This window comes from Candidatus Thorarchaeota archaeon (assembly GCA_013388835.1).
GTDB lineage: Archaea > Asgardarchaeota > Thorarchaeia > Thorarchaeales > Thorarchaeaceae > JACAEL01.
The window spans coordinates 1-23,205 of record JACAEL010000071.1 but is presented as its reverse complement, the minus strand read 5'-3'; the positions used below and the strand labels follow the sequence as shown (position 1 = coordinate 23,205).

Sequence of the window (23,205 nt, the reverse complement as noted above, 5' to 3'; positions counted from 1 at the left end):
AAAAATCGTTCGCCAAAAGGCTGCTCTGCGTCTTTCTCAGCTTGGTAGGTTTTGCAGACTCTTGCAGCACATTTGAGAACTCCACATATTAGTCGACATTGACAGAGCTCACAAGTGGTATCAGTCTGCATCTCACGGGGTCGTTGTTCTGGCGTATACCAGTCCACTCATGTCTGGCCTCGCAACCAATCATAGATTCTACAGTACACATCATGTATGACCTGATCCACTGACTGTGTTGCATCGACAACTACGTAATTGGCAGAGTCTTCCCGAGCCATCTCAAGGTAGTTCTGTCTGACTCGCACAAGTCGCTCCATCCTCTCAAACTGCCTGTTAGGTTCACTGGTCCTAAAGCCGACCCTGCGGAGTGCTTCGTCGACAGGGAGGTCAAGCAAGAACACCAAGTCTGGTTCAGGAGCTCCCACCTCTTCACGATTCCTTCGCAGGATTTCCCTCCAGTCAATTCCCGTACTGGTGCTCTGATATGCGCCTGTGGCAAAGAAGTACCGGTCCATCACAACCACTTTGCCCGACTCCAGTGCTGGCCGAATCCTGTTCTCCACGTTCCATCTGCGGTCCAACATGAACAGATCTAGCTCCTCGGAGGGGGATAGCGTTCCAGCTCTCGAACGCTCCCAGATCTCCTTCCCCCACCTGCTCTCCTTTGTGGGTTCCCTAAGTCGCACAGCGTCAGTACCGTCCTCCAAGAGTATTCGGAGTACGGACTCGCAGACTACGGTCTTGCCTGCTCCGTCAATCCCCTCGAGAACGAACAGATGGCCTCTGTGTCTTGACTTGTGCGTGGGCGGGCCTATTCCTTCATCCAAGGCAGTGTCAAGCTCCTTTCATCTTTGGCCATTCCACATGAACTGCGGCATGGACTCACACAGACAGACCCCCTAAAAACCATCTCATTCTCAAGACAACCGCTCGTCAGTAATGCTTAAATGAAGCTCAGCATCTCGTAGGTCAACCTATCCTAGAAGGTGGTGACTACACTGCGACGATTGGCACTGGTTGCCTGCATGGCTCTGGTAGCTGTGACAATGCACATTCCTGCCGTGAGCGCTCATGCTGACGCCACAACCCCAGCAGCCGTCGGTGTCACACTCGGTCTAGACTTCGGAAATGGAACGGTCATATCATTCAGCGACTTGGAGGGCACAGACGTTCTTAACCTGACACAGAGTGCTGTCGAAGTGACCGTTTCATGGACCGGAGACTTGGCTTTCGTGACATCCATTGCGGGCGTAACCAACATGCCAGTGGAAGGTCGCTGGTGGCAGTACTGGGTGAACGGGGTCTTCGGCACCGTGGCAGCCAACAAGCACAGGATCAGTGATGGAGATCATGTCGTCTGGAAGTTGACTGCTTCGGCGTTTTCTACCGAGAACACGGAAGCCCCTGAGCCGCTTCTATTGCTACTCACAGCCCTAGTTGCAGTCTCATTCGCGCTGGTACTAGTAGTCGGCCGCGTCAACCTGAGGAGAGGACCGCACACATGAACAAGACACTACTATGCCTAATGATACTCATGATGTTCCAACCTGCTACGGCAGTAGCCGCAGGTATGCAGTACAGTGGCGTGTTGCAACCGGGCCCCTTTGGCACACCCGTCATCTCGTGGACTGTCCTGGAGGCTCCTGACGTGCCGTTTGAACTGTTCTTTTCGGGGTCGGGAAAGTGGCTCGCTGCGAAGAACAGCATGATGGTCTTTCAGGTGACCGAGATTGGCGAGGATGTCAATGGGACACTCACCCTTGGAAATGCGACTTGGAAGGGAAAGGACACTGACATTGCGAAGGACTTGACTCTAAGCATATGGGGGCTCACCCCATGGCTGCCGGGACTCGTTGTCCCTGTTGGAAATGAGAGCTTTGCGCTTCTCAACCAGACAGCCTATCAGGCCGCCAGTAGGGTTGCAGGCAACTACATGAATGGCACAGTTCAGTCGTCATTCAAGGAAGTGACTGCGACAGGTCACGCCTACCTATGCATGGTCTTGGAATACGAACAAGACGCCCCCGCCTTCGGAAAGGCTCAGAAGACCCGACTGGCCTATGACACTGTGACAGGCATATTGGTAGAAGGGAGCACGTTCTACAGCTTCGGTCAAGACTACAACCTGACAATTGAGTTGCAGTCGGTGACCTACGCCGGAGGATTACTGCTTCCTATCGTGGCAGGAGTAACAGTCGCAGCCATACTGGCAGTCGTTATCATCTGGACGAGAAGAAGATAGAGGTCCGTGAGAAGAGCGTGGGGTGGCGGCTAGTGGGCGCATCATCCGCATACGTTCGGCTTCGCTCTAGCGAACATCTCTCGATGATTGCCATCATGAGTGCTCTCGCGCTCGTTGGCAACTATGCGCTTGTGGCAATACCGAACGTCGAACTGGGCACAACAGTGCTCTTTGTGACTGCCTCAGTCTTTGGATTCTCAACTGCGCTCACATGTGTCATACTGATGTCGATTGTCTATAGCTGGTTCAACCCATGGGGAGCCTTTGTACCGCAGATCTGGCTTGGCCAAGTCTGCGGCTGGATACTCATCGTTGCACTTGGCGCGTATATGGGATCTAGACTCTGGAAACGGAACAACCGTGCGCATCTGGTAGTTCTGACACTCGCAGGTGCGCTGGGTACATTCTACTTTGACTTGGTCACAAACATCGCCTGGTCATGGACTACGGGCATCCCGATTGGGGCTGTGCTTGTCACAGGCATCCCGTTCATGCTGATGCATGTGGTCTCGAATGCAGTTCTATTCCCTCTTGTCACACCGCCACTCCACGGTGCCATCACTCAGGTTCTGAAGACAGGCGGCCCCTCAGACCTGAGTGAAAGCGATTTGAGAGCGGAAGAGCAATTAAGCGACTCGCAGGAAGCGCATGCGGAGAGTTAGAGCACTTGTCATGGTTGCGCACAATGACTCGTCTTGCAGAGCCAGCAGATGGTAGAGTCCCCCCTGTGTTTAGGCCATATCATGTGGCTGTTGCGCTTGTTATGATAGGGCGCGAACAGCCTCTCGGAAGATATGAGATGTGTGAGAACATGTCCATTGGCGAGGGCAGTGTCAGGACGCTCATCAAGCGACTCACTGAAGAGGGGTTCACAGAAGCTGATGGCAAGCAAGGACAGAGACTCACACAGAAGGGACTGGCGCTGTTCAAGGCCATAACAGCCGACATCCCAATGGGGCTGTTCCTAGACCTCAGAGGCCTCGTGCTCTACAAGAAGGCGTATGCGAATCTGGTGAGAGGGCGAGCCAAACACGTCACAAACGGGATAAGACAGAGAGACGAGGCAATAGTCCACGGAGGCCTCGATTCGGCAGGTGCCACCACATTGGTATACAGGAATGGACTCCTGGTGATGCCTCCCGATGACTTCCAGGTCCTGAGAGTGTATGAGAGGCAGACCCTGCTGCTCCTGGACAGTCTCAAACCGGAAGATGGTGATGCAGTGGTCATTGGCACATCAGATGACCCAAATGTCGCAAGAGAGGTCTCCATGGCTGCGGCCATGACACTATTCAGAGATGACCGGTGACTCAGAGAAACCGGCCCACTGAAGGACTTCAGTGAAACGGGCCAGATCCACACGCTGACTTGGACTACTTCCACAGATGGGGCCGGCAGCAGAGCACTCCACACATAGCACATCTTCACACACGGGCCAGTAGTACGATAGAGACCTGCTGAGCTGCGACTCTCCTCGGTCAGCTCGATAGGGTTAAATATGCTCACTATTCTATGACCAGAGAATACTTCGAAGAAGGTCTGAGCCTAGTGGGAGAAATACGAATTGCCATAGCAGGACTCGGCAACTGTGCCTCCGCACTCATCCAGGGTGCTCACTACTACAGACATGCAAAGAGAAACGAAGAAGTCCCCGGGCTGATGCATGTGGACTTCGGAGGCTATTTCCCTAAGGACCTCAGGTTCGTTGCAGCTTTTGAGGTCAACAAGAACAAGATTGGCCTTGACATTGCAGATGCCATCTGGGCCAAGCCAAACTGCTGTGCTGTGTTTGCACCAGATGTGCCCAAGACAGGTGTGAAGGTCCTTCCGGGGCCAATCTCCGACGGGGTGGCGCCTCACATGAGGGAGTCCTTCTACACGTACGATGAGAAGGAAATGAAACCGGTGGATGTCGCGGATGAGCTAAAGAAGGCAGACGCAGACATGCTCATCAGCTACCTGCCGGTGGGAAGTGCGGAAGGGTCTCGGATATATGCCAAGGCCGCTCTGGAAGCCGGCGTAGGGTACATCAACGCGATTCCGGAGTTCATTGTTTCGGACCCGAGCAGTCCTCTCGCCAAGGAGTTCGAGAGACGCGGCATACCCTGTGCCGGCGACGACATCAAGAGCCAACTTGGAGCCACAATTCTGCACAGAGTGCTCACTCAGCTCTACCATCAAAGAGGCCTAATCATCGAGAACACGTACCAACTCAACATAGGTGGAAACACCGACTTCGAGAATATGCAGGTAGAGAGCCGCCTAAAGTCGAAGAGGATTAGCAAGACAGAGGCAGTAACTAGCTGCGTTCCGTATGAGCTTCCGACCAAGATAGGCCCCAGCGACTATGTGCCGTTTCTGGGTGACAACAAGGTGTGCTACATCACAATGCGGTCTAGGGCCTTTGGTGACCTCCCACTTGACCTTACGCTCAAGCTCTCTGTTCAGGACTCGCCGAACAGTGGAGGAGTCATCATCGATGTTGCGCGTGCGGTCAAGATAGCGCTGGACCGTGGCATTGGCGGGGAACTGTCAAGCATATGCTCGTACTCGTTCAAGCATCCGAGGTATCAGATCGACGACTTCGAAGCAAGAAAACGTGTTGACGAGTTCATCGAGGGAAATAGAGAGAGGTAGTACATCCCCACCAGCAGAGTGCACGGAGGCCCGGCGGATTGTTGAGCCCGGACCTCCATGCTTTCATTCACACTAGAGCTCGGTAAAGCTCTTCACGGTCTTCTCGTCAAGTCGCTTGATGACTTCCACCAAGAGCTGAACAGCGTTCTCCACATCGTCAAGGTCCAACATCGCGTGATGAGAGTGGATGTGTCGTGTGGGGATGCCTATGAACAGCGATGGGACACCGCTTCCTGTCACATGGATTGCACCAGCATCTGTGCCCCCAGCCTTAAGGAACGCAGGTTGGTGCTTGATCTTCATCTCCTCTGCGACCTTCAGGACGAACTTCCTCAGCCGCGGATTCGGAATCATCGATCCGTCGCCGGCAGACACAGAGACTCCTTTGCCCATCTTCTGCACAAGACCTTCCGCACTGGGCACATCACCGGATATGTCCACATCGAGGGAGAAGCCTATGTCGGGCATGATCATCTGAGCCGCAGTCTGAGCACCTCTCAGTCCCACTTCCTCCTGTGTGGTGGACACAAAGTAGACGCTGTTCTGGTGACCCACCTTGTCTTCCGACAACCGTTTCAAGACTTCCAGACCAATGAACACACCTATTCGGTCATCGAAGGCCTTTGACACTGCGAGATGCGCTTCCCTGGTCGTCTCCTTCGCATCCTTGTCGTCCCCGTCCTTCTCTTTCTTGATGCGCTTCATGGTCCGGAAGAAGGAGTATGGAACGGCAGGGTCTCCGACTCGAATGCCGAGCTCTTTCACCTCGTCGGCAGAGCTGCACCCGATGTCAAAGTACATACGCTCCTTGGTCATCACCTTGGCGCGGTCTTCAACCGAGAGAACATGGGGTGGGGGAGCACCAATGATGCCTATGACCTTCTCCTTTCCTTCAGACGGGGCAATTACCACCTCCTGCGCCAGTAGCGTCTGGTCCCACCATCCTCCAAGCTGATGGAACTTCAAGAAGCCGTTCTTGTCAATCTCGGTTATGACAAAGCCAATCTCGTCGACATGACCGGCAAGCATGACTTTCGGTCCAGTCTTTCCCCGCCTGAACACCAGCGAGCCCATTCGGTCATGAAGCACCTCTTCCGCGTACTTTGATCCGTAGTCTCGTACTATCCTCTGCACCTCGTGTTCGAATCCGCTCGGCCCAAAGGCATTGCACAGCGTTTCAAGCAGTTTCAGGTCAAGTCTTGTGGGTGTCAAGATGCTCAACTCACTATGTGTTACGCATCTACGCGAGCACCAGTCCTATATATCCTCTAGCTGGTACAGGCAATCGAATCCCACTGTGGATTTCTACTAGCCGTTAATGCTCGCCTTCGCCAAAAGGTGGAAGGCCTTCTCGACATTCTGCCCTGTGAGAGCACTCGTCTCGAGATACCCTGCCAGTCTGTTCTCCGTGACGAAGTCTTGGCCCATCTCTGTCGTAATCACTCGCTCTTCCACAAGGTCAACTTTGTTAGCCAGAAGGATTATGGGGATTCTCTGGCCCAGCGCAGTGTCAGTCTCCTGGATCCACTTGGGTAGCTCAACCCATGTGCTCTTGCGCGTCACATCGTAGACAAGGAGGGCACCCTTCGAGCCTCTGTAGTAGCTTGTCCTGATGAAGTCGAACCGTTCCTGTCCGGCCAAGTCCCAGACTAGTAATTTGACGACAACATCGGCACCCTTCGCGTCTTGGGTGGTCACGGTCTTCACAGCAAACTGAGAACCAATCGTGACAATGTACTGCTCTGAGAACTTCTGCGTCAGGAATCGGTTGACAAGGGCGGTCTTCCCACTACCCCCCGCACCAATCATGCACACCTTCCTCATGTAATCGAAAGTGTCTGTCAACCGAAAGCCTCTCTTTCTACTATACCAAGTGCTTAGAAGGGGCCAAGAGTCACAGTCACATCTATACCGCTTGGTCTTCAACGCTGTTTCTTGTCCCTTAGCATTTAGAGCTTTCTCCAATGGAGTGAGGCGAAGATGTCACCCGAGTCGGTTGGCTCCACCGACTGCTGTCCTCGCTCACAGTCCGTTGAATGATTTGCAGATGTACAATGACAAGTACTTTCATTGGTGACAGAGGCATACTGTTCTTATACCAAGCCGGCGTGTTGCAGACTGGTCAGATGTGAGCAAGATGCGGCTTATCACGGTCAAGATGAGCGACATATACGTCGATGGCGTAGACAAGCTCGTAAAGAAAGGCATGTATCCATCGCGGAGCGAAGCAATCAGGGTTGCCATTAGGGACCTATTGATGAAGGAGCTGTGGGTGGATGGAGTGCCTCCAACAGCCCTCTCCGAACTGGATGAAGGGAACTGAGCCGGTATTAGCAGGCGCAATGTACATTAGGCTGGGGCGTTGACAACCTGCAGCCACTACACGCTAAGTGGGAGGTCATCCTCTTGAACATAAGAATACTATTCAAGAGCTTTCGGCTCGCATTCCGCGCCAAGAAGAGAGTCACTGCATTCATTATAATCTATGCAGTACTGTACATAGTTGTTGGAAGAGGCCTGCAGCAGGGAGGACCACCAGGTTTCGAGCTGCCGCTGCTGGGTATGGCGCTCATCGTGGCCACGGTCTACGCCATTCTGATAGCTCAGTTCAGAAGAAGAGACATAGCAATCCTGAAGTGTGTATCGTGGGCGAACGATGAGATCCTTCTTCTCTTGGTTGGAGAAGTGATAATCGTGGCCTTGACTTCGTTCCTGCTCGTCTTTCAAGTCAGTGTCGAGGTTCTAGGACTCATATCCTACGTAGGTCAGATAGAGTTACTGGGGAACATTAGAGACCTGATAGTCGTGGGATTCAGCCCAATGATTCTGACACTGTTCTACATAGTAATCCTACAGATTCCAGGCCTTGCTCTCGCACAAGCCAGAGCGATGAGGATTCCACCGATGAGAGCGCTGAGGGAGGAATAGAAGCATGGCAAACTCAATAATCTCAGTCCAAGATGTAAACAAGGAATACGGTCGGGGCAAGAAGACAGTTGCAGCGCTTAAGAACATCAGCCTCGAGATAGACCGTGGCGAGTTTATTGCCGTAGTGGGGCCCAGTGGCTGTGGAAAGTCCACCCTCCTCCATGTCATGTCAGGTCTGGAAGCTCCCACTTCCGGGAGGGTATTGCTTGATGGTGTTGATGTGACGCTCATTAGCGAACGCGATATGCCCAAACTCAGAGCACTGAAGATCGGCTTCGTGTTTCAAGCGTTCCTCCTCTTAGAGGACCTTACCGCTCAGGAAAATGTTGAGGCCGTGTTGTGGCCCAGTGACGAGCTCAAGAGAGAAAAGCAGGAGGCGATGGCCCTTGAGGTTCTTCGCGAGGTGGACATGCTCGAACGAAAGGATCACTTCCCACGTCAGATGTCAGGAGGAGAACAACAGCGTATTGCCATAGCCCGTGCTCTGGTCAACAACCCTCCAATCCTGTTCTGCGACGAGCCCACCGGCAACCTAGACAGTAAGACCGGAGAGACTGTCATGCGCTTCATCTCCAAAGTGGCCAAGGAGAAGAACATGACGGTGGTCCTCGTAACACATAACGAAGAGCTGGTGAAGTACGCCAGGAGAGTACTCCGGATGAAGGACGGAGCAATAGTCTCGGACAAATAGACACAGTGGATCACATCGACACCTAAATCTGGCTAGGAAGCAAGCAGTCAACATGGGAGTGTCTTACCTATGCCGTCCTCCGACTGTGATACGCTTGACAGCATGGCCGACGACATGGCCAAGCTGGGCTGCAACACTGAGGCGGTGGAGCTGTTCATTCAAGCTGCCGAGTGTTGGAGGCGATGGGAGCAGTACGCCAAGGCAGCAACGTCCTATGAGCGTGCCTATGAACACGGTATGCTCTGCCACAGTTACGGTCCCGCAGGGGAGGCGATGATGGAGGCGGCGTACTTCTGGATACTAGAGGGACAGCATCAGAAGTACGAGATTGACTGCCAAATCGCCTCAGAGGCGTTCATACTTGCGGCAGAGCACGAGAAGAATCCTAAGAGGTTCGTGGACGGTGCATTCAGCTCCATAATGGGAGGAGACCTCGAACTCGCACGCCAGCTCATACATGCAGCCGCAGAAACGACACATGGGCAGGCCAAGGAGCTGATCAATCTTGCTCTGATGCTCAGTGAGTATCAGTTCGGTGATGCCGAGAAGTACATCGATGCAGCTCTCGTCCGAGTGATGACAAGAGAGGGTGTATCGAGGGTGAAACGCCAGTTTGTATTGCTCTTTGCAGACTTCGTGAGGACCTCTCTGGAGTCCGAAGTCGCTGTCAGTATAGCCAGTCTGTCTGAGAGCACAGGCCTAGAGCCACATCGTGTTGAGGGTCTTGTGAAACGTGGGATTGATGAGGGCATAATCCCAGCTTATCTCGACGAGGAGTCGAAAGAGCTCGTTGTCGACAGTGACAGAATGGATGTTTCAGACTTGGCACGAAGAAGAAGACCAATCCTGAGCAGAGACATTGAGGACCCCGGCGCATGGGACACGGACATTGATGAATAAGCAGACAATGACTTTAGAGAGGCATCTCGTAACCAGCTGCTGTAATGCTGGAGAGTACTCGACTGCACGGAGGTCATCTCAGGTTCTCTTCAATTTGCCCATGTCCGGTTCCCCGGTTCGCCTGACCTAGACTGGTCTTCGTGTAAGTCGCAGTAGGCCAGTCGCAAGGACGCCGAGGAGGGATCTGGCCATCGAGGAGGGACCAAATCTGAGAGGGCGTTGATGAACGCGCGAATCGACCGAACCGCCTAATTGGCGCCATGAGGAGTTCGAACAATGGCACAGATGCCCATGTTGACACTCGCGAATCTGATGAAGAAAACGTTATAGGCATGTTTTGGTTACGCCCGTCTTCGCCCGCTCCTGAACTGATAGGTGGTATCGATGTCTGAAGGGCTGAAATGGCTGCAGTGTCCTGTATGCAAGGAAACCATTTACTGGAAGGCGCCACTAGAAGCCCTGAAGGAAGTGAAGCGTTTTCCGATTCCCATAGTCATTCGTCACAATGACCATTTTCTGGTCTGCTACATCGACAGTCAATATCAGATTGCAGACACTGAAGTGGCAGTTTCGCTTGTGGATGCGACTGCGAAGAAGACCTGACATGTTAGCGGCTATCAATGATGACAGCGTCAAGATTGTTGTCTAACGCCCATTCGAGCACTCCTGATGCCTGAGCGCTCGCCAACCCCCAACTCCTCAGATTTGTAACAAGACGACGGATACCCGATACCCAGTCACGCAGAGCCTCTTGGATTCTCATCTTTATCGCAACGTCATCTACTTCACGAAGGACTGGCAGAAGCTTCGTGACCAAGGTCTGGGAGAGCACAAGTATTGTTTCAAGTCGGGCAATCCACTCATCTCTAGGCAGCCCCGACAGAGTCTGTGCGACGGCCAGATGGTAGTCATACTGAGTCATATAGTAGCGGAGACGCCATGCTAGGACTTCTACAATCAGTGTACGATGTGCAGTACTGGGCGCAGTACGAATGAGGAGAGTGAGGAACCTCTCGCACATCTCATCTGCGGACTGACTTGCGTCGTAATAGAGTGCCATGGCCTGCTGGTACTCCTCGCTTTGGAGGCACTCGTCAGCTTCGGAGTTGGCTCGCCTGAACCTACTGATGATTTCCCGGGTCTTGTTGCCTTCCAAAGCCTGCGGCCTCCTCGTCACGCTGAGAGATACGTCACTTCAACACCGAGTACGTCGTCCATCTTGCGCACCAATGCACATAGCTCTTCAATCTTGTCTCTCTCGCCAGCCAAGAAATACCCCTCCCAAATGCATCGGTCATGCATTGGACAGAAACCAGTCGAATGCACCATCTGCATCTCACGGCCTCGTATCAATGATAGAAGCGAATGCGCGGAGTGTCGAAACCTGCTTAGGGTGAAGGCAATACGAATCTGCGCGATATGTCTACTGGCAACAGGAATCACGCGGAGAAAGCCGCTCTTGGTGGCAACAATAAGGACTGGTGAGCCATCAGTAAGACCCACGGTCGACCCGAGATGCTTGAGGTCAATACTACATCCTCTGACTAGAGATACCAACCCCTCGGTCAGTTCCTTTAGGACGCCCAACCGAGCATACCCTCCAAGAAGGCCTGTCCGGCCGGAGTCAGTCTGTATCCTTCCGCTCCCACAATCAGTAGACCCAGTGTGGTGAGCAAGGGGATCTTGACTTCCAGACAGCTCATCGAGAGGCCGCCCAGTCGAACAAGGTCATTGTCGTCGGTGCAGCCCTGATCCACTAGACAGAGAATCTCAACTCCCATATCTCCAATAAGGTACTTGGTTGTGTCTGTGCCCACTCCGTCTAGCGTACTGTCGGTCAATTCCATCATGGGACAGTCTCAGTTCATTCGCCAAAAAAGGTGTCGCGCATGTCCTCGCGCCCATATTGACCACAGTCACACTCCCGGGGGCTTGTTTGCAGACTTGAACTCGTCAGATGATGAAGCCCACTCGACAAACTCCTGGCTCGGTGGGTCCGTGTCGTAGTTCTGACGTCTGGCAGCCTCCAGAAACCTTCTCGGCTCACCAGCAAGCTCAGCCATGGTGAGGACCTCATGGTCTACGGAGTGGCCGGTATCCACGACGGGTGACAACCACTCATTGTATGTAGCTATGCGCGCGAGATGATGGTCCACGACTAGGACGGGAAAGGCTTTGGAGAGTTGCAGAAGCGACTCCTGTGCTTGGCGCCGTTCATCTGGAGTGAATGTATCCAGATACAACGGAGGACCACCAACTATGGCAACATCGGCAGGGATGGACTTGAGGTACTCCAGAGTTGTGCGGCTGGCGGGCCCCTGAACGTCGGGCGCGAACAAGACCGTATTGTCACCATGCGTGATGATGGTGGCCAGAACAAAACCCAGCGGACTGCCATCCCGACCATGAGGCAGTGGGGGAGAGTACTTCACAGAGGTCCCTCCATAGTGGAACTCCTGATTGTCTGCCCAGTGGACAGACTCGGCAGTCTCTGCTACATCCCTTTCAAAATAGAAGCCCCTTCGCCTCTGTGACGGGTTGATGTGTTCTCGGTTGTCTTTGGCCAACACGGTCTTTCCCTCAACCATACGGAGCAGTTCCTCCTTCGAACTGAACAGGTACCTGAAGTCTGTGAAACCCGGTCGGACATGGTCATGGTGATAGTGCGAGATGGAGATCACATCGGCACTTCGCGCCGCAACGAATATGCGCTCGAGGCGTCGCATAAGCTCACGGTACTCGCTTGGATGAGGCTCCAGCTGGAAGCGCATAGCCAGAGCAGCCGAGGGGTCTAGGAGCACGACTATGTCTGGAGTCTTGACCAAGGTACACATAGACCTGACTCCGATGCTCTCAGAGGCCAGTGGTGTCACTTCAATATCGCCAGTCTTCAACGTCCCGCTTCCCTGAAGTAGATTAAAGAGTACTGCGAATCGGTTCGGGCCAGCTCCGCCTCATACATTCCGAGTTCACTTCTCGGTCTTCGAAGCTCTCTGAACATGAACCAGTCGGATGGAAGAAAAGCCTTGTCTTGCGACAACACGAGGTCTTCGGAGAACAGACCGAGTGCGCCCTCGCTGCTTCTGACATCGCATCGGTCAATCTCGGCATAAGACACGAATATCAGGAAATGCGCCATTAGGCGTCCATTCGCGTCGACAAGTCGCTCAGAAACCACTCCTCGGTAGTCGTAATTGTCAACTTTCTGAGCGCCGGTCTCTTCCATGACCTCCCGTATCGCGGCACTGCGTATATGTTCCCCCTCAGAGATCTTTCCGCCGACCAGACTCCACAAGCCCTCGTAGGGAGGCTTCTCGCGCCTGATGAACAGGTAGTCCTTTCCATAACGGAGAATCGATATCGCGATGGGCAGAATCGTTGTCAATGTCTTGCGTCCCTCAGTCGGTACTGATGCGGCTGGAGGAGCATCGTATAAAGATGTGAGGTGTCATGACGCATGGGCCAAGCTTCTTAGCCACGACGGGTGTAGCTGAACACAAGGTCTGAACATTGGACGGGCTCCTGAGCAAAGCTGTGAGAGAATCAGTCCTCTCGGTGGTCACACCCCTACAGAAAGAGGTCATGCTTCAGCAGTCAATCATTAGGAGTGTCTCCGATGCTCTGAGAGACAGAGCAGAGCAGATTGGCAGGTCATACGCATTCATTGAACCAGAGGGGTCTACAGGGAAGAAGCAGACACAACTGAGGGGAGCATCGGACATCGACCTCTTCGTTGGGCTCATTCCTGAGGATTACGAGCACACACTCGGACTGCCAATGCGCGAGAGAGAAGCTGCATTGAGACAGACAATGGAAGACATAGTCAACGACTGGTTCATCCCGGCAGCACGCTTGGTCAGCGCTGAAAACATCCAGAAGACCTATTCCCAGCACCCATACCTCTCGCTTGCGCACAGCGGACTCGAAGTTGACATTCTGCCCTGCTTCAACCTGTCAGCTTCAGACATAAAGGAGAGGGGACCCATAACCGCAGTCGACAGAACCGTTCACCACACACGCTATGTGAGCAGCAGATTGAATCCAAGACTGAGGGAGGACGTACGCATTCTCAAGTCGTTCGTCCGAGCATGTCACGCATACGGCGACAAGTGCGCAGTTGGGAGGATGGGGTTCACCGGATACTCGCTTGAACTGCTCGTCCTATTCGGCGGAGGCCTTGAAGGAGCATCACAGAGACTGTTGAGTCTTCGGGAGAACCCGCAGGATCCGGATGGCAGAACCCAGAAGGAACTGAGAGAGACCAAGGGTCTTCAGGATGACTATGTCTACATAATGGATCCGACAGACACGTCAAGGAATGTTGCTTCTAGCTTCACCCCGAGAAGCTGCAACTGGGTGATTCATCAGATGTCTCAGCTGCTGCACACGTTGAGGACTGGAAATGACAATCAGGTTGTTGAGATGCTCCTAGAACGGCCCATTCCCATGGACCCTCTTCCCGACTCTATTCGAAACCACTCATTCGCGCTGGAGTTCCGGTCTGATGGCTCTGCACACTATACAGTACTGCGTGACAAGCTATGGAGCGTAATGCAGAGACTCACACACGAAATGATCTCGGAGTCAAGCGGTGAGAGGCGATTTGGGCGAGTACTCTCAGAGATGTACTTTGAGGGTGACAGATATGCAGTTGGTCTTCTTGTGGAACGACCAGTCATTGAGAGCTCGTTTGTGCGCAGGGGACCTCCCGTCATCTTGAAAGAGGCTGTGGAGAAGTTCAGGAGTGAGCATCAGATGACTTTTGAGAAGGACGGCTACGTCTGGACACGAACAGACAGGGTGTGGACAAGGGCCGAGGACATGGCTCGGAGCTTCATGAAGCATTCGCCTGTCGACGGGCTTGTTCCAGTTGAGGACCGAAGCGTTGTCACAGCACGGGTCTTGAACACCCTGTATCGATATGTCATGCGGATAGAGCGGCTGTTCGACAATGGAGAGAGCGACAAGTCTGAAACCAGAGCTGGAGGAGCATGATGACCATGGCGTGGGATGAGATTGCGCTTGTGACACCGAAGGAACCTGCACTTCACTATTCCCCATACCCCAGACCCAACTTGGAGGCGTACGAGAACGCATTCCGTGTGCAAGTCATAGAGGAACACCTGCGAAACACAGGAATCATCGAACGTGTTATTCATCATAGAGCTGAGAAGGCCACTCTCAGAGATGCACTGATGGTACACACACCCTACCTGGTGGACTCCGTGAGGCTCATGACAGAGCTTGGCAGCGGCGAGATTGGAAACGCAGCCCTCGCAAGTCCCGAGCTGTTAGACTCGGCTCTGAGTGCCGTTGGCGGAGCGATGAGAGCTGCGGACACCGTCACCAGTGGCAGGGCAAGACATGCATTCGCACTGGTACGACCCCCGGGTCATCATGCCTCCCAGTCCTCTGCGGGGGGACTCTGCTTCTTCAACAACGTGGCAGTAGCAGTACGACATGCAATGAAGACCCGTGGAGTCGGACGGGTCTCCATACTCGACTTTGATGACCATCATGGAGATGGTACATCAGACATCTTCTATGCGGACAAGAGTGTGCAGTACATCTCTATACATGAGTACGACCAAGAGAACTACGGAAGAGGCCACTACTGCGAGGTTGGCTATGAGGAAGCAGAGGGCACAAACATAAACATCCCACTCTTCGACTCATCTCCGGATGAATCGTATGCTGCAGCGATTGACAGGATTGTGAGGCCTATAATGACCGAATTCAGGCCGGACATCATAGCGGTGTCTGCGGGCTATGACCCGCACTATGCAGACCCTGTCGGGAACATGGATGTGGATAGTAGGACGTTCTGGAGGCTCGGGTCCGTTGTGCGAGAGATAGTTGACTCTGTTGGAGCAAAGGGGTCGTTCTGGGTGCTCGAGGGGGGTTATAATCCCTCTGTGCTGGGACTGTGTGTGCAGGCCAGTCTGACTGGTCTGGCCGGAGATCCTCAGCCCACGCTGCAGGACCAAGTCCGGAGAGGAGTCAATTCACGTCTTGTTCAAGCAAACCTTGAGATAATTGAAGCAGTGCGAGACACTCTGGGAATCTGCACCTAGTACCAAGAGCAAGGTTTTAAGCGAGCACCGAACGTGCCCCTTGTGTTCACGCCCCAAGGTGGGACAAATGGCAAAGAAAAGGAAGTCTAGCGGACGGAGCAAAGGCGGCCATGGCAAGTCAGACACTGTCCAGTGCACAGCCTGTGGACGAGTCATACCCTCGGACAAAGCAAAGAAGTTCACCAAGAGGACCTCCGCAGTGGACCCTCAGCTGGCAAGAGAGCTTCGGCAGCAGGGAAGCTACATCCAGACCAAGACTGTGACCCAGTATTATTGCATCAGCTGTGCGGTCTCAATGGGCAAGATTCAGATCAGAAGCGATTCTGAGCGCAAGCCCAAGCCCAGATTCTAGTGCAAGATGTACAGTCATGCAGAACATTGCATTCAGAGGCCGGAGAACCTCATGTCTTAGTGGGGGCTCCGGATGTCATTCTGTGTGTTGCAGTTCGTCCTCATTATGCCCAAGACACCCACGAGTGGTGAGTTCAGACTGAATGACCTTCCCGGCACGGGCGGAAGAATAGATGTTGTCTGCAGAAGCCTTGCTGCTTGTTTCGACTGGGGACCAGTCTGTTGGCCCAGAGAAAGGCTTCAGTTCCATGTGGTGCTCTCTGACAAGGTGACTCTGTCATTCCGATGCCCACAGCAAGTTCCGCGTGGTGAGGTTGCATGGGCCCGCACCATAAAGGACTCACTCTTGGACAGACCTCCACAGTATGTGGAGTTGTCCTACAAGAGTGCTGAGGAGACGCTTCGTGAGATTAGCACTGCGGGCTCGACAATCTGGGTGCTGGACGAAGAAGGCACACCAATTGAGGACGCTCTGAGGTACAATCGAGCCTCACAGAACAGTTTTATCTTAGGAGACCATGAGGGATATGACTCCAGCTCGACAAGCTTATTCCAGCGACTCGACCTGAGGAGAGTCTCTCTCGGACGAGAGAGATACCTGAGTAGCCATTGTGTTGGCGCAGTCATAGCAACAATGGAGAAGATGGTGGCAAGAGGACAGTGAGTCACTCGGAACAGAAACCAAAGGCAGTAGGCAGACTGGTCAACAAGCTGACAAAGGAGATGCTATGGATATACATACTGCGTCTGCTACAGGAAGGGCCGCTCTATGGGTATGAGATAAAGAAGAGGGTGACCGAAACATTTGGATTCTCTCCAGCCACGGTGAGCGGCTACGCAATCATCTACAGGCTCATCAAGGACGGACTAATCGCCACTCAGACCGCTGCGGATTCGCCGCGCAAGTATTACGAGATCACCGAGGCGGGCAGACATGCAATGCAAGAGGCAAAGCACTTCCTTGAGGAAACACTCGAAAGGGTATTCGACATGACATGAGAAGCGGGCAGTCCTACCGTATCTCTATGTCTGGGAGCAGAACGCGCAAGCGATGCTGGATGTCCTCCTCACGCAGCGGATGCGGGTATGACGGATTCTCGAGGCGTAGACTGGCCACTGCACTGGAGTATGCCGACGCATAGCGCAGGTCATAGTCCTTATCTAATGCAAGAGCGAAGGCAGCAAGGAACACGTCGCCCGCTCCGCATTGGGTTGCGCGCTTGACGGGGTAAGCAGGTACCACCAAGAAGTCGGAACCATCGTAGACTATGCAACCCTTCTCAGCCATCGTGACAATTCCGATGTCTGCGCCCCAATGAACCAGCAGCTCAGCACCTATGAATGGGTCCCTGTCATGTGACAATGCCTCGGACTCTCTAAGGTTGATTCTGGCCACATGAACAAGAGCACAGATGCTTCGTGCCTTTGTCGTGGTGAGACTAGGCTTGAAACCGCCATCCTCTGTCACACGGTAGAGCTGTGGATGCCATAGTAACCGCGCATCGGAGGTGTCAGCAATCCACTGCACCAGTTCCGTGTCGACCTCTTGGAAGGACGGACATAGGAGAATGGAGTTAGACAGGACAGTCTCTTCGGGTATATCTCGAATTCTCAGACTGTGAGGCGAAGCCATGTATTCGGATGGACATCCGTCGAGGTCAAGGGTCACCTCGGGTCCGGCCATGTGACCACTATCGATAATATGGTACTCCGGAATGCCTAGGCGGTCAAGGTCTTTGGACACCGCCTCCCTCAACTCGTTCGGTACAGACATGATGGAGATGAGGTTCTCTATACCAAGTCTGGCTGCCGTCAGCGCGGTGCAGATTGCGGGTCCAGCAAGACTGCCTGAAGCACCTCTCTTCAGTGCCTCCAAACGTATCAACGGATTACCAAGGACTGCAAGCTCATACATGGGGATTCTCTTCCTGCTGCGCCAGTGGAATCATCTTTCTGGCGTATGCTAGTCTCTGGATGACCGTGATATGGGACAGGATGCCGACAAGCACTATGCAGACTGTCAGAATGTTCGTGATGCGTAGGCTGGCGAAGAGGCTCGTCGTCTCGCCTGGAAAGAGAGCAAGGAAGTCCATCCAGAGATTGGAGGGTGACAGAGCAAGGAGCAGTATCCCGGCAAATGTGAGCATGAGCTTCTCCTGTCGCTCTGCGACGCCAACGGTACAGCTCTTCATTCCACCGACAGACTCGGCCTTGGCTCTTGTGAAACTGGCCATCACCATACCGAACAGCGCAAATGTGCCCCAGAACCAAGGGAGGAAGCTGTCACCCATAGTGTAGGGCCACCATGGGATGGTCACGTTGCCGACGGGCCCCATCATCAGTCCCAGGACAAAGAGATACTCTGCATAGCGGTCTAGAGTGTGGTCGTAGGTGGCGCCGAACTTGGATGCAAGATTTGCGGCACGAGCCACGGCTCCGTCAAGCATATCCATGAACACGGTCACGAGCATGGTGACTAACCCCAAGAGCAGCTCACCCAAGTAGAAGAGATACGCGGCCAACAGGGCCACCAACAGTGTGAGTGTGGTTATGCCATTTGGCGTAATGCCGGTCTTGGCCAGCAGTCGGCCAACAGGCATCATAGCTCTCTGGTAGCGCTCACGAAAACGGCCTAGCATTGAGTCTTGCACCCGTCCCTATTCTGCGGGCGGCCGCTCTGTGTTTCTAATAAAGGTGTTGTGCGGAAGCGACCAGTCGCAGGAGTCATCTCCGCAGAGTGAAGAGGAACCATCATATCGCGTGACTCCTGCGAGCACAGGCATCGAGAGCCGTTCCGTGTATCGTCTTCGCCAGCCCGTGAAACCTCGGGAAGACTCATGGCACAGAGTTGTGCAGAGGCCCCGTGCTAGAGGACACTTGTGATGCGTTTGACGACCCAGTCCACGCCGAGGGCATTGATAAACGGCCCAAGTCTGGGTCCCGACTTGCTCGATATGAGAACGCGGTACAGGACCAGGAAGGCTCTCTTCTCAGTGATCCCTGTTGCTCTAGCCCTGTCGAACACTTCCGCCTGTATCGCCTCGTCACTCTCATGGTGTCCTCTGAGAGCATCGGCAAAGCTGCGTAGGAAGAGCCTGTCGGCATCTGTGAGGGTTGCTCGAATCTCCTTCGGGACCGTTTCCGGCACTTCAACGCGGTCCCTTTCCGAGCCATGCTGCTGCACCCACCTCAGAGCCTGCATTAGACGAACACGGGCAAGTTCGACTGCCTCAGGAGGCACCTGCTGCAGTCCGTACTGCTTCTTGATCACATCTACACACTTCGTCAATACTGTCTCATGCCCAAGAATCCCCTCAAGCTGGGAGTGGAGGACTGCTGCCCTGAATGACAGCTTGGGAATATAGCCGCCGAGTGGACGCACTTCACTCAGTGGAAACAGGAGTCGAGCCATCTCGCTTCGGGACGGGTCGTCAGACGCATCCAGACCATAGAACAGCCTCTCGAAGCGGTCGTACTGGTCCACCATGTCAGGAATCCGTTCGGGCTGGATGTTGATGGTACGCTGTAGGTCCGTCCGCAACATCAAGAATCGGTATATCTCTCCCGGTGCGATTTCTCTCCACGCACGAGGCGTGTAGACGACGCCCTCAGATGTCGCCATGTCGCGCCCACCAATCTGGACCCATTCAAACGGGACTTTGACAGGGCCTTCCCATCCGAACACCCTACGTGAGACCTCAAGACCGGTGTCGTAAGACCCACCCTTCACAGAGTGGTCCTTTCCAGCAGGTTCACATGTGACCTTGAACAGATGCCACTTTGCAGGCCAGTCAACACGCCATGTGAGCTTCACCCTCAGCCTGTTCAGCGGCTGCGTGTCAGCATGACCGCATTGTGTACACTCAAACGTCACCTTGTCAGTCTTGCTGTCATAGTGTGTGATTCGATTCGGCAATATAGACCCCTTTTTCCCAGACTGAATATGACCACACTTGGGGCAGATTACAGAGGCAGGATACCACTCACTCATAGACTCGACGTACTGGGCATGTTGAGCTTCTTCGAAGTCACGGGCGACATACTCAATCATTATGGAGCGAATGACTTCTGTGTTCTTTAGACACGTGCGCACCTCAGAAAGCATCTTCCCGCTTTCATACAACTCCGACGTCCATACGATCTCAGGATTGACGCCGAAGTGGGGAAATGTGTCAATCAGCTCATTGGTCCAGTGGTCGCCATAACTCTTGCAGCAACCATACTCATCAGGCACGTCCGAATATGGGACCCCAGCCCACTCGTCAAGTGATAGTGTTACTCCGCGGGGAAACGATCGGACGGGGTCATAGTCATCCACAACAAACATTGTCCGTGCCTTCTTGCCCGCATCCAGCAGCTTCCGCTTGATGACGTCGGATGTGATCAGTTCGCGCATGAAGCCTATGTGGATACTACCACTCGGGCTCTTCCCCGAGGAGATTAGATACTCCTTCACGTCCCTCGCTAGGACTTGGTCAAGCACATCTTGAATCCAGTGTATAGAGAACTCTTCTTCTTGCTGTTGTTCTTCGGGCATTGTTATTCATCATGACTCCGACACAGAGGACGCCTGAGAGCGAAGTCCAATCTCGCTCACAGGAATGCACACATCCTCTGAGGAGCGCTGAACGTGGTGCGCTAAAATACGTTGTCGTCATAGTGGCAGGCATGGAGAGAGTCGCTGAATGGGCTTGGACTGCGCACAGCATGACCTCAGTCTGTTCTAACCACTCTGACAGGCCTCCAATCCGAACACCACATCGTCCTGTAACCGTGTGCCGAGTACTCGCAGTCATTCGGAGGCTGGACGGTCTTGTCCACTTGGCGTGTGATGGTGATTCGAGAAGATGTACACGGACTGGGACGGAGGTAGTTCTGACCTCAGGTGACCTTTTGAATGAGCAAGGTGCCATCTCCTAAGAGCGCCCTGAGTCTGCCGGACTTCGTCTGACTGACAGTGAGCCGTTTTTGTGCAAGACTCTCACACAGAGAACTCTGAGAGACGAAGCTCAGACGGCCTGCCGAACACACCATATACTGGTATAGATGCCAACACCACGACAAGGACTAGCGCCAGAAGAATCGTGACGAACATCGTGGGTAGGAAGACTATCGAGGGGACTGATGCCTCGGGTACGAGTCCGTAGACACTGAAGAAGAAGGCACCGAGCAGAGCAGGGATGCCCGCAATCAGAACCATGTGAACGCCCTCGGCAATCATGGTCTTGATTATGAAGAGAGGAGAAGCTCCAATGGACTTCATGATGAGGTAGTCCCGGAACCTGCTCGAGACGGACACAAGCAAGTAGCTCACAAGGCTGAGAAAGGCGCTCACGAGGGCCATCACAGGAAGAGGCTGAAGGAGATACCATATGCTTGCGACCACGCTCAGATTCTTGTCCAGGACCTCTTGCTGAAGGAAGACACTGAGACCGTAGCTGCTCGCCAGTGACTCGACTTGGGATATGGTCTGAGAGTCATACGAGTTGAGCTGGACCAGCAAGAGGTTTGACTCGTTGACACCCCAGAGAGACTGCATTCTGGCTAGGGACATGAGTGCAACCATTCCTCCGTTGGATATGTCGAAGGCATAGGCAGTGATGTTAAGCCGAATGCCCCGAACTCCTAGCCGCTGAACCAGTGGGTCCACAAACATAGTACTGGCCATGTAGCCTCCAATCCATGCATCTCCGGGTCCTGATGAACCAGGACCTTCAAAATACCACTCCGAGACCGTGTTCTTCCAGTCTAGTCCCACCACAAGGGCCTTGAAAGTCTGGTCATTGCCCAACCGTTCGTACTCCTGTGTGGTCGGATTGAAGATCACAACGGATGCTTCCAACACATCCTCATAGGCAATGAGTCTCTGGTCTACGGTATTAACGCCATTGAGGTCTGAGATGGCCTCCACCAGAGATGCAGGGATCATGTTCTCAGGTCTGACAAACTCAATTGAACCATTCAGAGGCGAGCTGAGCAAAGACATGGCATTGTAGTATGTCTCCAGTAGATCCGCATCACCTACAGCCACGATGTTAGTTCCCATGCAGCGAGTCAGATATGCATCAGTGGTGGTCTCCACAACACCACCGCCTATCCATAGCGTGGCTGCAATCGCTATGCTGAGGGAGAGTGACAGGAGGGACCGCCTCCTTCCTGCAATCTTCCTGCCTGTAGACCGAGAAGCGATTCTGAAAGCAAGTCCAAACGTGTCAAGGTACCCGACACTTCTCACCCTCTGTCCCAAATCCGGGTTCAGACAGGATATCGGAGATGTGTTCACGGCGTCATAGATAGGCTTTTGCACAGCAAAGTAACCTATGAAGAGGAACAGTACAACAATGGCAAGCATCTGAACGAGGGGGAACTGGAACTCCACCTGCAATCCTGGCAGGGCCCAAGACAACCATGCCATCCCACACAAGTATAGCCCGACCCCTATTGCCAAACCCATCAAAGTACCGCAAAGGAGGAGTGTGACGCCCTGGGCCATGAAGTGATCGTACACGGCGACCATCGTGGTCCCAATTGACTTCATGAGACCTATGTCGCGTCGCCTGTTCGTCATCTCAAGAGAGACCGTACTGGTCACAACCACGACCCCAAGGACGAGCGCTAGTACGAGTGTACCCCAGATGAACGCCTCGAAGAAGGTCCTGAGAGTCGCTGAGAGTCCCAGAGATGTGATGTAAGCAGTGACACCTAGAAGTGTGTTGGCAAACAGATACAGAAAGACTGAGAACGCTACAACTGTCGAGATGGACAGTAGGACTAGCATGGTGTGGTAGGGCCGTCGCCTGAGATCTTGCAGGGCATAGTCGCGCTGTTCAGACATCCGCCTTCAGTTCTCCTTGCTTCATGGTGAATACGCGAGCGCCCGGCCTGCGTGTAATCTCTGAATCATGTGTTATCACAATCACCGTCTTGCCAAGCTGGTTGAACTCCATGAGGAGTCTTCGTATATGCTCGGCGCTCCTCTCATCAAGATTGGCAGTCGGTTCGTCCGCCAGGATCAAGGGTGGGTCATTGGCCATGGCCCGAGCAATGGCAACCCGTTGCTGTTCTCCAGCGCTGAGCTGGTATGGAAGATGGTCATGTCTCTCTTCCAGACCAACTTGCTCCAGCAGCTTGGACGCTCTTGCCCTAGTCGCTGCAACAGGCACATCCACCAGCTGCATTGGAAACATGACGTTCTCAATGGCGGTCAGGGTAGAGATCAGGTTGTAGCTCTGAAAGACAAAGCCGGTGTTAAGAAGCCTGAAGTTGGCTCGGAAGCTCTCATCGTAGTCGCCCACGGGTACGTCCATCACCATGACACGACCAGACGTGGGATAGTCTATGGCGCCTATGATGTTCAGCAGGGTTGTCTTGCCAGAGCC

The 23,205-nt window shown here is 53.6% G+C and carries 28 protein-coding genes; 15 read left to right on the top strand and 13 right to left on the bottom strand.

From position 1 onward, the window contains the following. Positions 1 to 167: 167 nt before the first annotated feature. Positions 168 to 830, bottom strand: a complete 663-nt coding sequence (gene tmk, locus HXY34_11765; protein ID NWF96809.1) for a dTMP kinase — start codon at positions 828 to 830, stop codon at positions 168 to 170. Positions 831 to 1,010: 180 nt separating this feature from the next. Here tmk and HXY34_11760 point away from each other — a divergent pair, with 180 nt between their 5' ends. The 5 genes from HXY34_11760 to HXY34_11740 all read left to right on the top strand — a co-directional run bounded on the left by HXY34_11760 (position 1,011) and on the right by HXY34_11740 (position 4,882). Next, entirely contained in the window at positions 1,011 to 1,508 is a 498-nt protein-coding gene (locus HXY34_11760) for a DUF4430 domain-containing protein (GenBank protein NWF96808.1), read from the top strand. Beyond that, positions 1,505 to 2,245, top strand: coding sequence for a hypothetical protein (locus tag HXY34_11755; protein NWF96807.1), 741 nt, complete (start codon positions 1,505 to 1,507; stop codon positions 2,243 to 2,245). The genes HXY34_11760 and HXY34_11755 overlap by 4 nt, the downstream gene beginning before the upstream one ends. A 17-nt stretch (positions 2,246 to 2,262) precedes the next feature. After that, entirely contained in the window at positions 2,263 to 2,907 is a 645-nt protein-coding gene (locus HXY34_11750; protein NWF96806.1) for a hypothetical protein, read from the top strand. A 5-nt stretch (positions 2,908 to 2,912) separates the two neighbouring features. Next, entirely contained in the window at positions 2,913 to 3,554 is a 642-nt protein-coding gene (locus HXY34_11745; GenBank protein ID NWF96805.1) for a DUF4443 domain-containing protein, read from the top strand. Between the two features lie 203 nt (positions 3,555 to 3,757). Further along, a complete protein-coding gene (locus HXY34_11740; GenBank protein NWF96804.1) occupies positions 3,758 to 4,882 on the top strand; it encodes an inositol-3-phosphate synthase in 1,125 nt (374 codons plus the stop codon). 72 nt (positions 4,883 to 4,954) lie between these two features. On the opposite strand, the gene HXY34_11735 is transcribed toward HXY34_11740, so the two are convergent. Next, entirely contained in the window at positions 4,955 to 6,094 is a 1,140-nt protein-coding gene (locus HXY34_11735; protein NWF96803.1) for a M42 family metallopeptidase, read from the bottom strand. A 96-nt stretch (positions 6,095 to 6,190) separates the two neighbouring features. After that, positions 6,191 to 6,727, bottom strand: a complete 537-nt coding sequence (locus HXY34_11730) for a GTP-binding protein (protein NWF96802.1) — start codon at positions 6,725 to 6,727, stop codon at positions 6,191 to 6,193. A 292-nt stretch (positions 6,728 to 7,019) separates the two neighbouring features. Here HXY34_11730 and HXY34_11725 point away from each other — a divergent pair, with 292 nt between their 5' ends. From HXY34_11725 to HXY34_11705, 5 genes are all read left to right on the top strand, one after another. Beyond that, entirely contained in the window at positions 7,020 to 7,205 is a 186-nt protein-coding gene (locus HXY34_11725; protein NWF96801.1) for a type II toxin-antitoxin system ParD family antitoxin, read from the top strand. An 83-nt stretch (positions 7,206 to 7,288) separates the two neighbouring features. Further along, on the top strand, positions 7,289 to 7,810 hold the full coding sequence (locus tag HXY34_11720; protein ID NWF96800.1) for a hypothetical protein: 522 nt from the start codon (positions 7,289 to 7,291) through the stop codon (positions 7,808 to 7,810). Between the two features lie 4 nt (positions 7,811 to 7,814). Continuing rightward, positions 7,815 to 8,501 carry an ABC transporter ATP-binding protein gene (locus HXY34_11715; protein NWF96799.1) on the top strand — a complete coding sequence of 229 codons (687 nt, stop codon included), beginning with the start codon at positions 7,815 to 7,817 and terminating at the stop codon, positions 8,499 to 8,501. 69 nt (positions 8,502 to 8,570) lie between these two features. Then, the gene (locus HXY34_11710) at positions 8,571 to 9,401 is read left to right on the top strand and encodes a hypothetical protein (protein NWF96798.1); all 831 of its coding nucleotides are present in this window, start codon (positions 8,571 to 8,573) and stop codon (positions 9,399 to 9,401) included. Between the two features lie 384 nt (positions 9,402 to 9,785). Further along, positions 9,786 to 10,004: a hypothetical protein gene (locus tag HXY34_11705; GenBank protein NWF96797.1), complete on the top strand. Its 219-nt coding sequence runs from the start codon at positions 9,786 to 9,788 to the stop codon at positions 10,002 to 10,004. A 4-nt stretch (positions 10,005 to 10,008) separates the two neighbouring features. Here the strand turns inward: HXY34_11705 and HXY34_11700 are convergent, their stop codons facing one another. The 5 genes from HXY34_11700 to HXY34_11680 form a co-directional block, all read right to left on the bottom strand. Further along, the gene (locus HXY34_11700) at positions 10,009 to 10,557 is read right to left on the bottom strand and encodes a hypothetical protein (GenBank protein NWF96796.1); all 549 of its coding nucleotides are present in this window, start codon (positions 10,555 to 10,557) and stop codon (positions 10,009 to 10,011) included. 17 nt (positions 10,558 to 10,574) lie between these two features. Continuing rightward, a complete protein-coding gene (locus HXY34_11695; protein NWF96795.1) occupies positions 10,575 to 10,988 on the bottom strand; it encodes a hypothetical protein in 414 nt (137 codons plus the stop codon). After that, positions 10,976 to 11,251, bottom strand: a complete 276-nt coding sequence (locus HXY34_11690; protein NWF96794.1) for a hypothetical protein — start codon at positions 11,249 to 11,251, stop codon at positions 10,976 to 10,978. Before HXY34_11690 ends, HXY34_11695 begins: the two co-directional genes overlap by 13 nt. Positions 11,252 to 11,317: 66 nt before the next feature. After that, positions 11,318 to 12,295, bottom strand: coding sequence for an MBL fold metallo-hydrolase (locus HXY34_11685; protein NWF96793.1), 978 nt, complete (start codon positions 12,293 to 12,295; stop codon positions 11,318 to 11,320). After that, positions 12,292 to 12,786: an NUDIX domain-containing protein gene (locus HXY34_11680; GenBank protein ID NWF96792.1), complete on the bottom strand. Its 495-nt coding sequence runs from the start codon at positions 12,784 to 12,786 to the stop codon at positions 12,292 to 12,294. Before HXY34_11680 ends, HXY34_11685 begins: the two co-directional genes overlap by 4 nt. 125 nt (positions 12,787 to 12,911) lie before the next feature. On the opposite strand from HXY34_11680, the gene HXY34_11675 reads away from it, so the two are divergent. The 5 genes from HXY34_11675 to HXY34_11655 all read left to right on the top strand — a co-directional run bounded on the left by HXY34_11675 (position 12,912) and on the right by HXY34_11655 (position 16,825). Continuing rightward, positions 12,912 to 14,396 carry a hypothetical protein gene (locus tag HXY34_11675; protein ID NWF96791.1) on the top strand — a complete coding sequence of 495 codons (1,485 nt, stop codon included), beginning with the start codon at positions 12,912 to 12,914 and terminating at the stop codon, positions 14,394 to 14,396. Then, positions 14,393 to 15,475 carry a histone deacetylase gene (locus HXY34_11670; protein NWF96790.1) on the top strand — a complete coding sequence of 361 codons (1,083 nt, stop codon included), beginning with the start codon at positions 14,393 to 14,395 and terminating at the stop codon, positions 15,473 to 15,475. Before HXY34_11675 ends, HXY34_11670 begins: the two co-directional genes overlap by 4 nt. A gap of 67 nt (positions 15,476 to 15,542) precedes the next feature. Beyond that, positions 15,543 to 15,827: a 30S ribosomal protein S26e gene (locus HXY34_11665; protein NWF96789.1), complete on the top strand. Its 285-nt coding sequence runs from the start codon at positions 15,543 to 15,545 to the stop codon at positions 15,825 to 15,827. A gap of 72 nt (positions 15,828 to 15,899) precedes the next feature. Beyond that, the gene (locus tag HXY34_11660; protein ID NWF96788.1) at positions 15,900 to 16,490 is read left to right on the top strand and encodes a hypothetical protein; all 591 of its coding nucleotides are present in this window, start codon (positions 15,900 to 15,902) and stop codon (positions 16,488 to 16,490) included. A gap of 59 nt (positions 16,491 to 16,549) precedes the next feature. Next, on the top strand, positions 16,550 to 16,825 hold the full coding sequence (locus HXY34_11655; protein ID NWF96787.1) for a helix-turn-helix transcriptional regulator: 276 nt from the start codon (positions 16,550 to 16,552) through the stop codon (positions 16,823 to 16,825). Between the two features lie 13 nt (positions 16,826 to 16,838). On the opposite strand, the gene HXY34_11650 is transcribed toward HXY34_11655, so the two are convergent. The 5 genes from HXY34_11650 to HXY34_11630 all read right to left on the bottom strand — a co-directional run. Next, entirely contained in the window at positions 16,839 to 17,741 is a 903-nt protein-coding gene (locus HXY34_11650) for a hypothetical protein (protein ID NWF96786.1), read from the bottom strand. Then, complete coding sequence (locus HXY34_11645) at positions 17,734 to 18,465, bottom strand: CDP-alcohol phosphatidyltransferase family protein (GenBank protein ID NWF96785.1); 732 nt, start codon at positions 18,463 to 18,465, stop codon at positions 17,734 to 17,736. The genes HXY34_11650 and HXY34_11645 overlap by 8 nt, the downstream gene beginning before the upstream one ends. Positions 18,466 to 18,692: 227 nt before the next feature. After that, entirely contained in the window at positions 18,693 to 20,363 is a 1,671-nt protein-coding gene (gene lysS / locus HXY34_11640; GenBank protein ID NWF96784.1) for a lysine--tRNA ligase, read from the bottom strand. Between the two features lie 444 nt (positions 20,364 to 20,807). After that, positions 20,808 to 22,661, bottom strand: coding sequence for an ABC transporter permease (locus tag HXY34_11635; protein ID NWF96783.1), 1,854 nt, complete (start codon positions 22,659 to 22,661; stop codon positions 20,808 to 20,810). Further along, the coding region (locus HXY34_11630; protein NWF96782.1) for an ABC transporter ATP-binding protein at positions 22,654 to 23,205 on the bottom strand (552 nt) is incomplete at its 5' end. The genes HXY34_11630 and HXY34_11635, both read right to left, overlap by 8 nt.

Bases quoted from the DNA above. Each gene is read 5' to 3' on its own strand.
- HXY34_11755 (NWF96807.1), top strand. From the start codon at position 1,505: ATGAACAAGACACTACTATGCCTAATGATACTCATGATGTTCCAACCT.
- HXY34_11710 (NWF96798.1), top strand. From the start codon at position 8,571: ATGCCGTCCTCCGACTGTGATACGCTTGACAGCATGGCCGACGACATG.
- HXY34_11740 (NWF96804.1), top strand. From the start codon at position 3,758: ATGACCAGAGAATACTTCGAAGAAGGTCTGAGCCTAGTGGGAGAAATA.
- HXY34_11665 (NWF96789.1), top strand. From the start codon at position 15,543: ATGGCAAAGAAAAGGAAGTCTAGCGGACGGAGCAAAGGCGGCCATGGC.
- HXY34_11655 (NWF96787.1), top strand. From the start codon at position 16,550: ATGCTATGGATATACATACTGCGTCTGCTACAGGAAGGGCCGCTCTAT.
- HXY34_11650 (NWF96786.1), bottom strand. From the start codon at position 17,741: ATGTATGAGCTTGCAGTCCTTGGTAATCCGTTGATACGTTTGGAGGCA.
- HXY34_11645 (NWF96785.1), bottom strand. From the start codon at position 18,465: ATGCTAGGCCGTTTTCGTGAGCGCTACCAGAGAGCTATGATGCCTGTT.
- lysS (NWF96784.1), bottom strand. From the start codon at position 20,363: ATGCCCGAAGAACAACAGCAAGAAGAAGAGTTCTCTATACACTGGATT.
- HXY34_11635 (NWF96783.1), bottom strand. From the start codon at position 22,661: ATGTCTGAACAGCGCGACTATGCCCTGCAAGATCTCAGGCGACGGCCC.
- HXY34_11715 (NWF96799.1), top strand. From the start codon at position 7,815: ATGGCAAACTCAATAATCTCAGTCCAAGATGTAAACAAGGAATACGGT.
- HXY34_11725 (NWF96801.1), top strand. From the start codon at position 7,020: ATGCGGCTTATCACGGTCAAGATGAGCGACATATACGTCGATGGCGTA.
- HXY34_11690 (NWF96794.1), bottom strand. From the start codon at position 11,251: ATGATGGAATTGACCGACAGTACGCTAGACGGAGTGGGCACAGACACA.
- HXY34_11670 (NWF96790.1), top strand. From the start codon at position 14,393: ATGATGACCATGGCGTGGGATGAGATTGCGCTTGTGACACCGAAGGAA.
- HXY34_11705 (NWF96797.1), top strand. From the start codon at position 9,786: ATGTCTGAAGGGCTGAAATGGCTGCAGTGTCCTGTATGCAAGGAAACC.
- HXY34_11660 (NWF96788.1), top strand. From the start codon at position 15,900: ATGTCATTCTGTGTGTTGCAGTTCGTCCTCATTATGCCCAAGACACCC.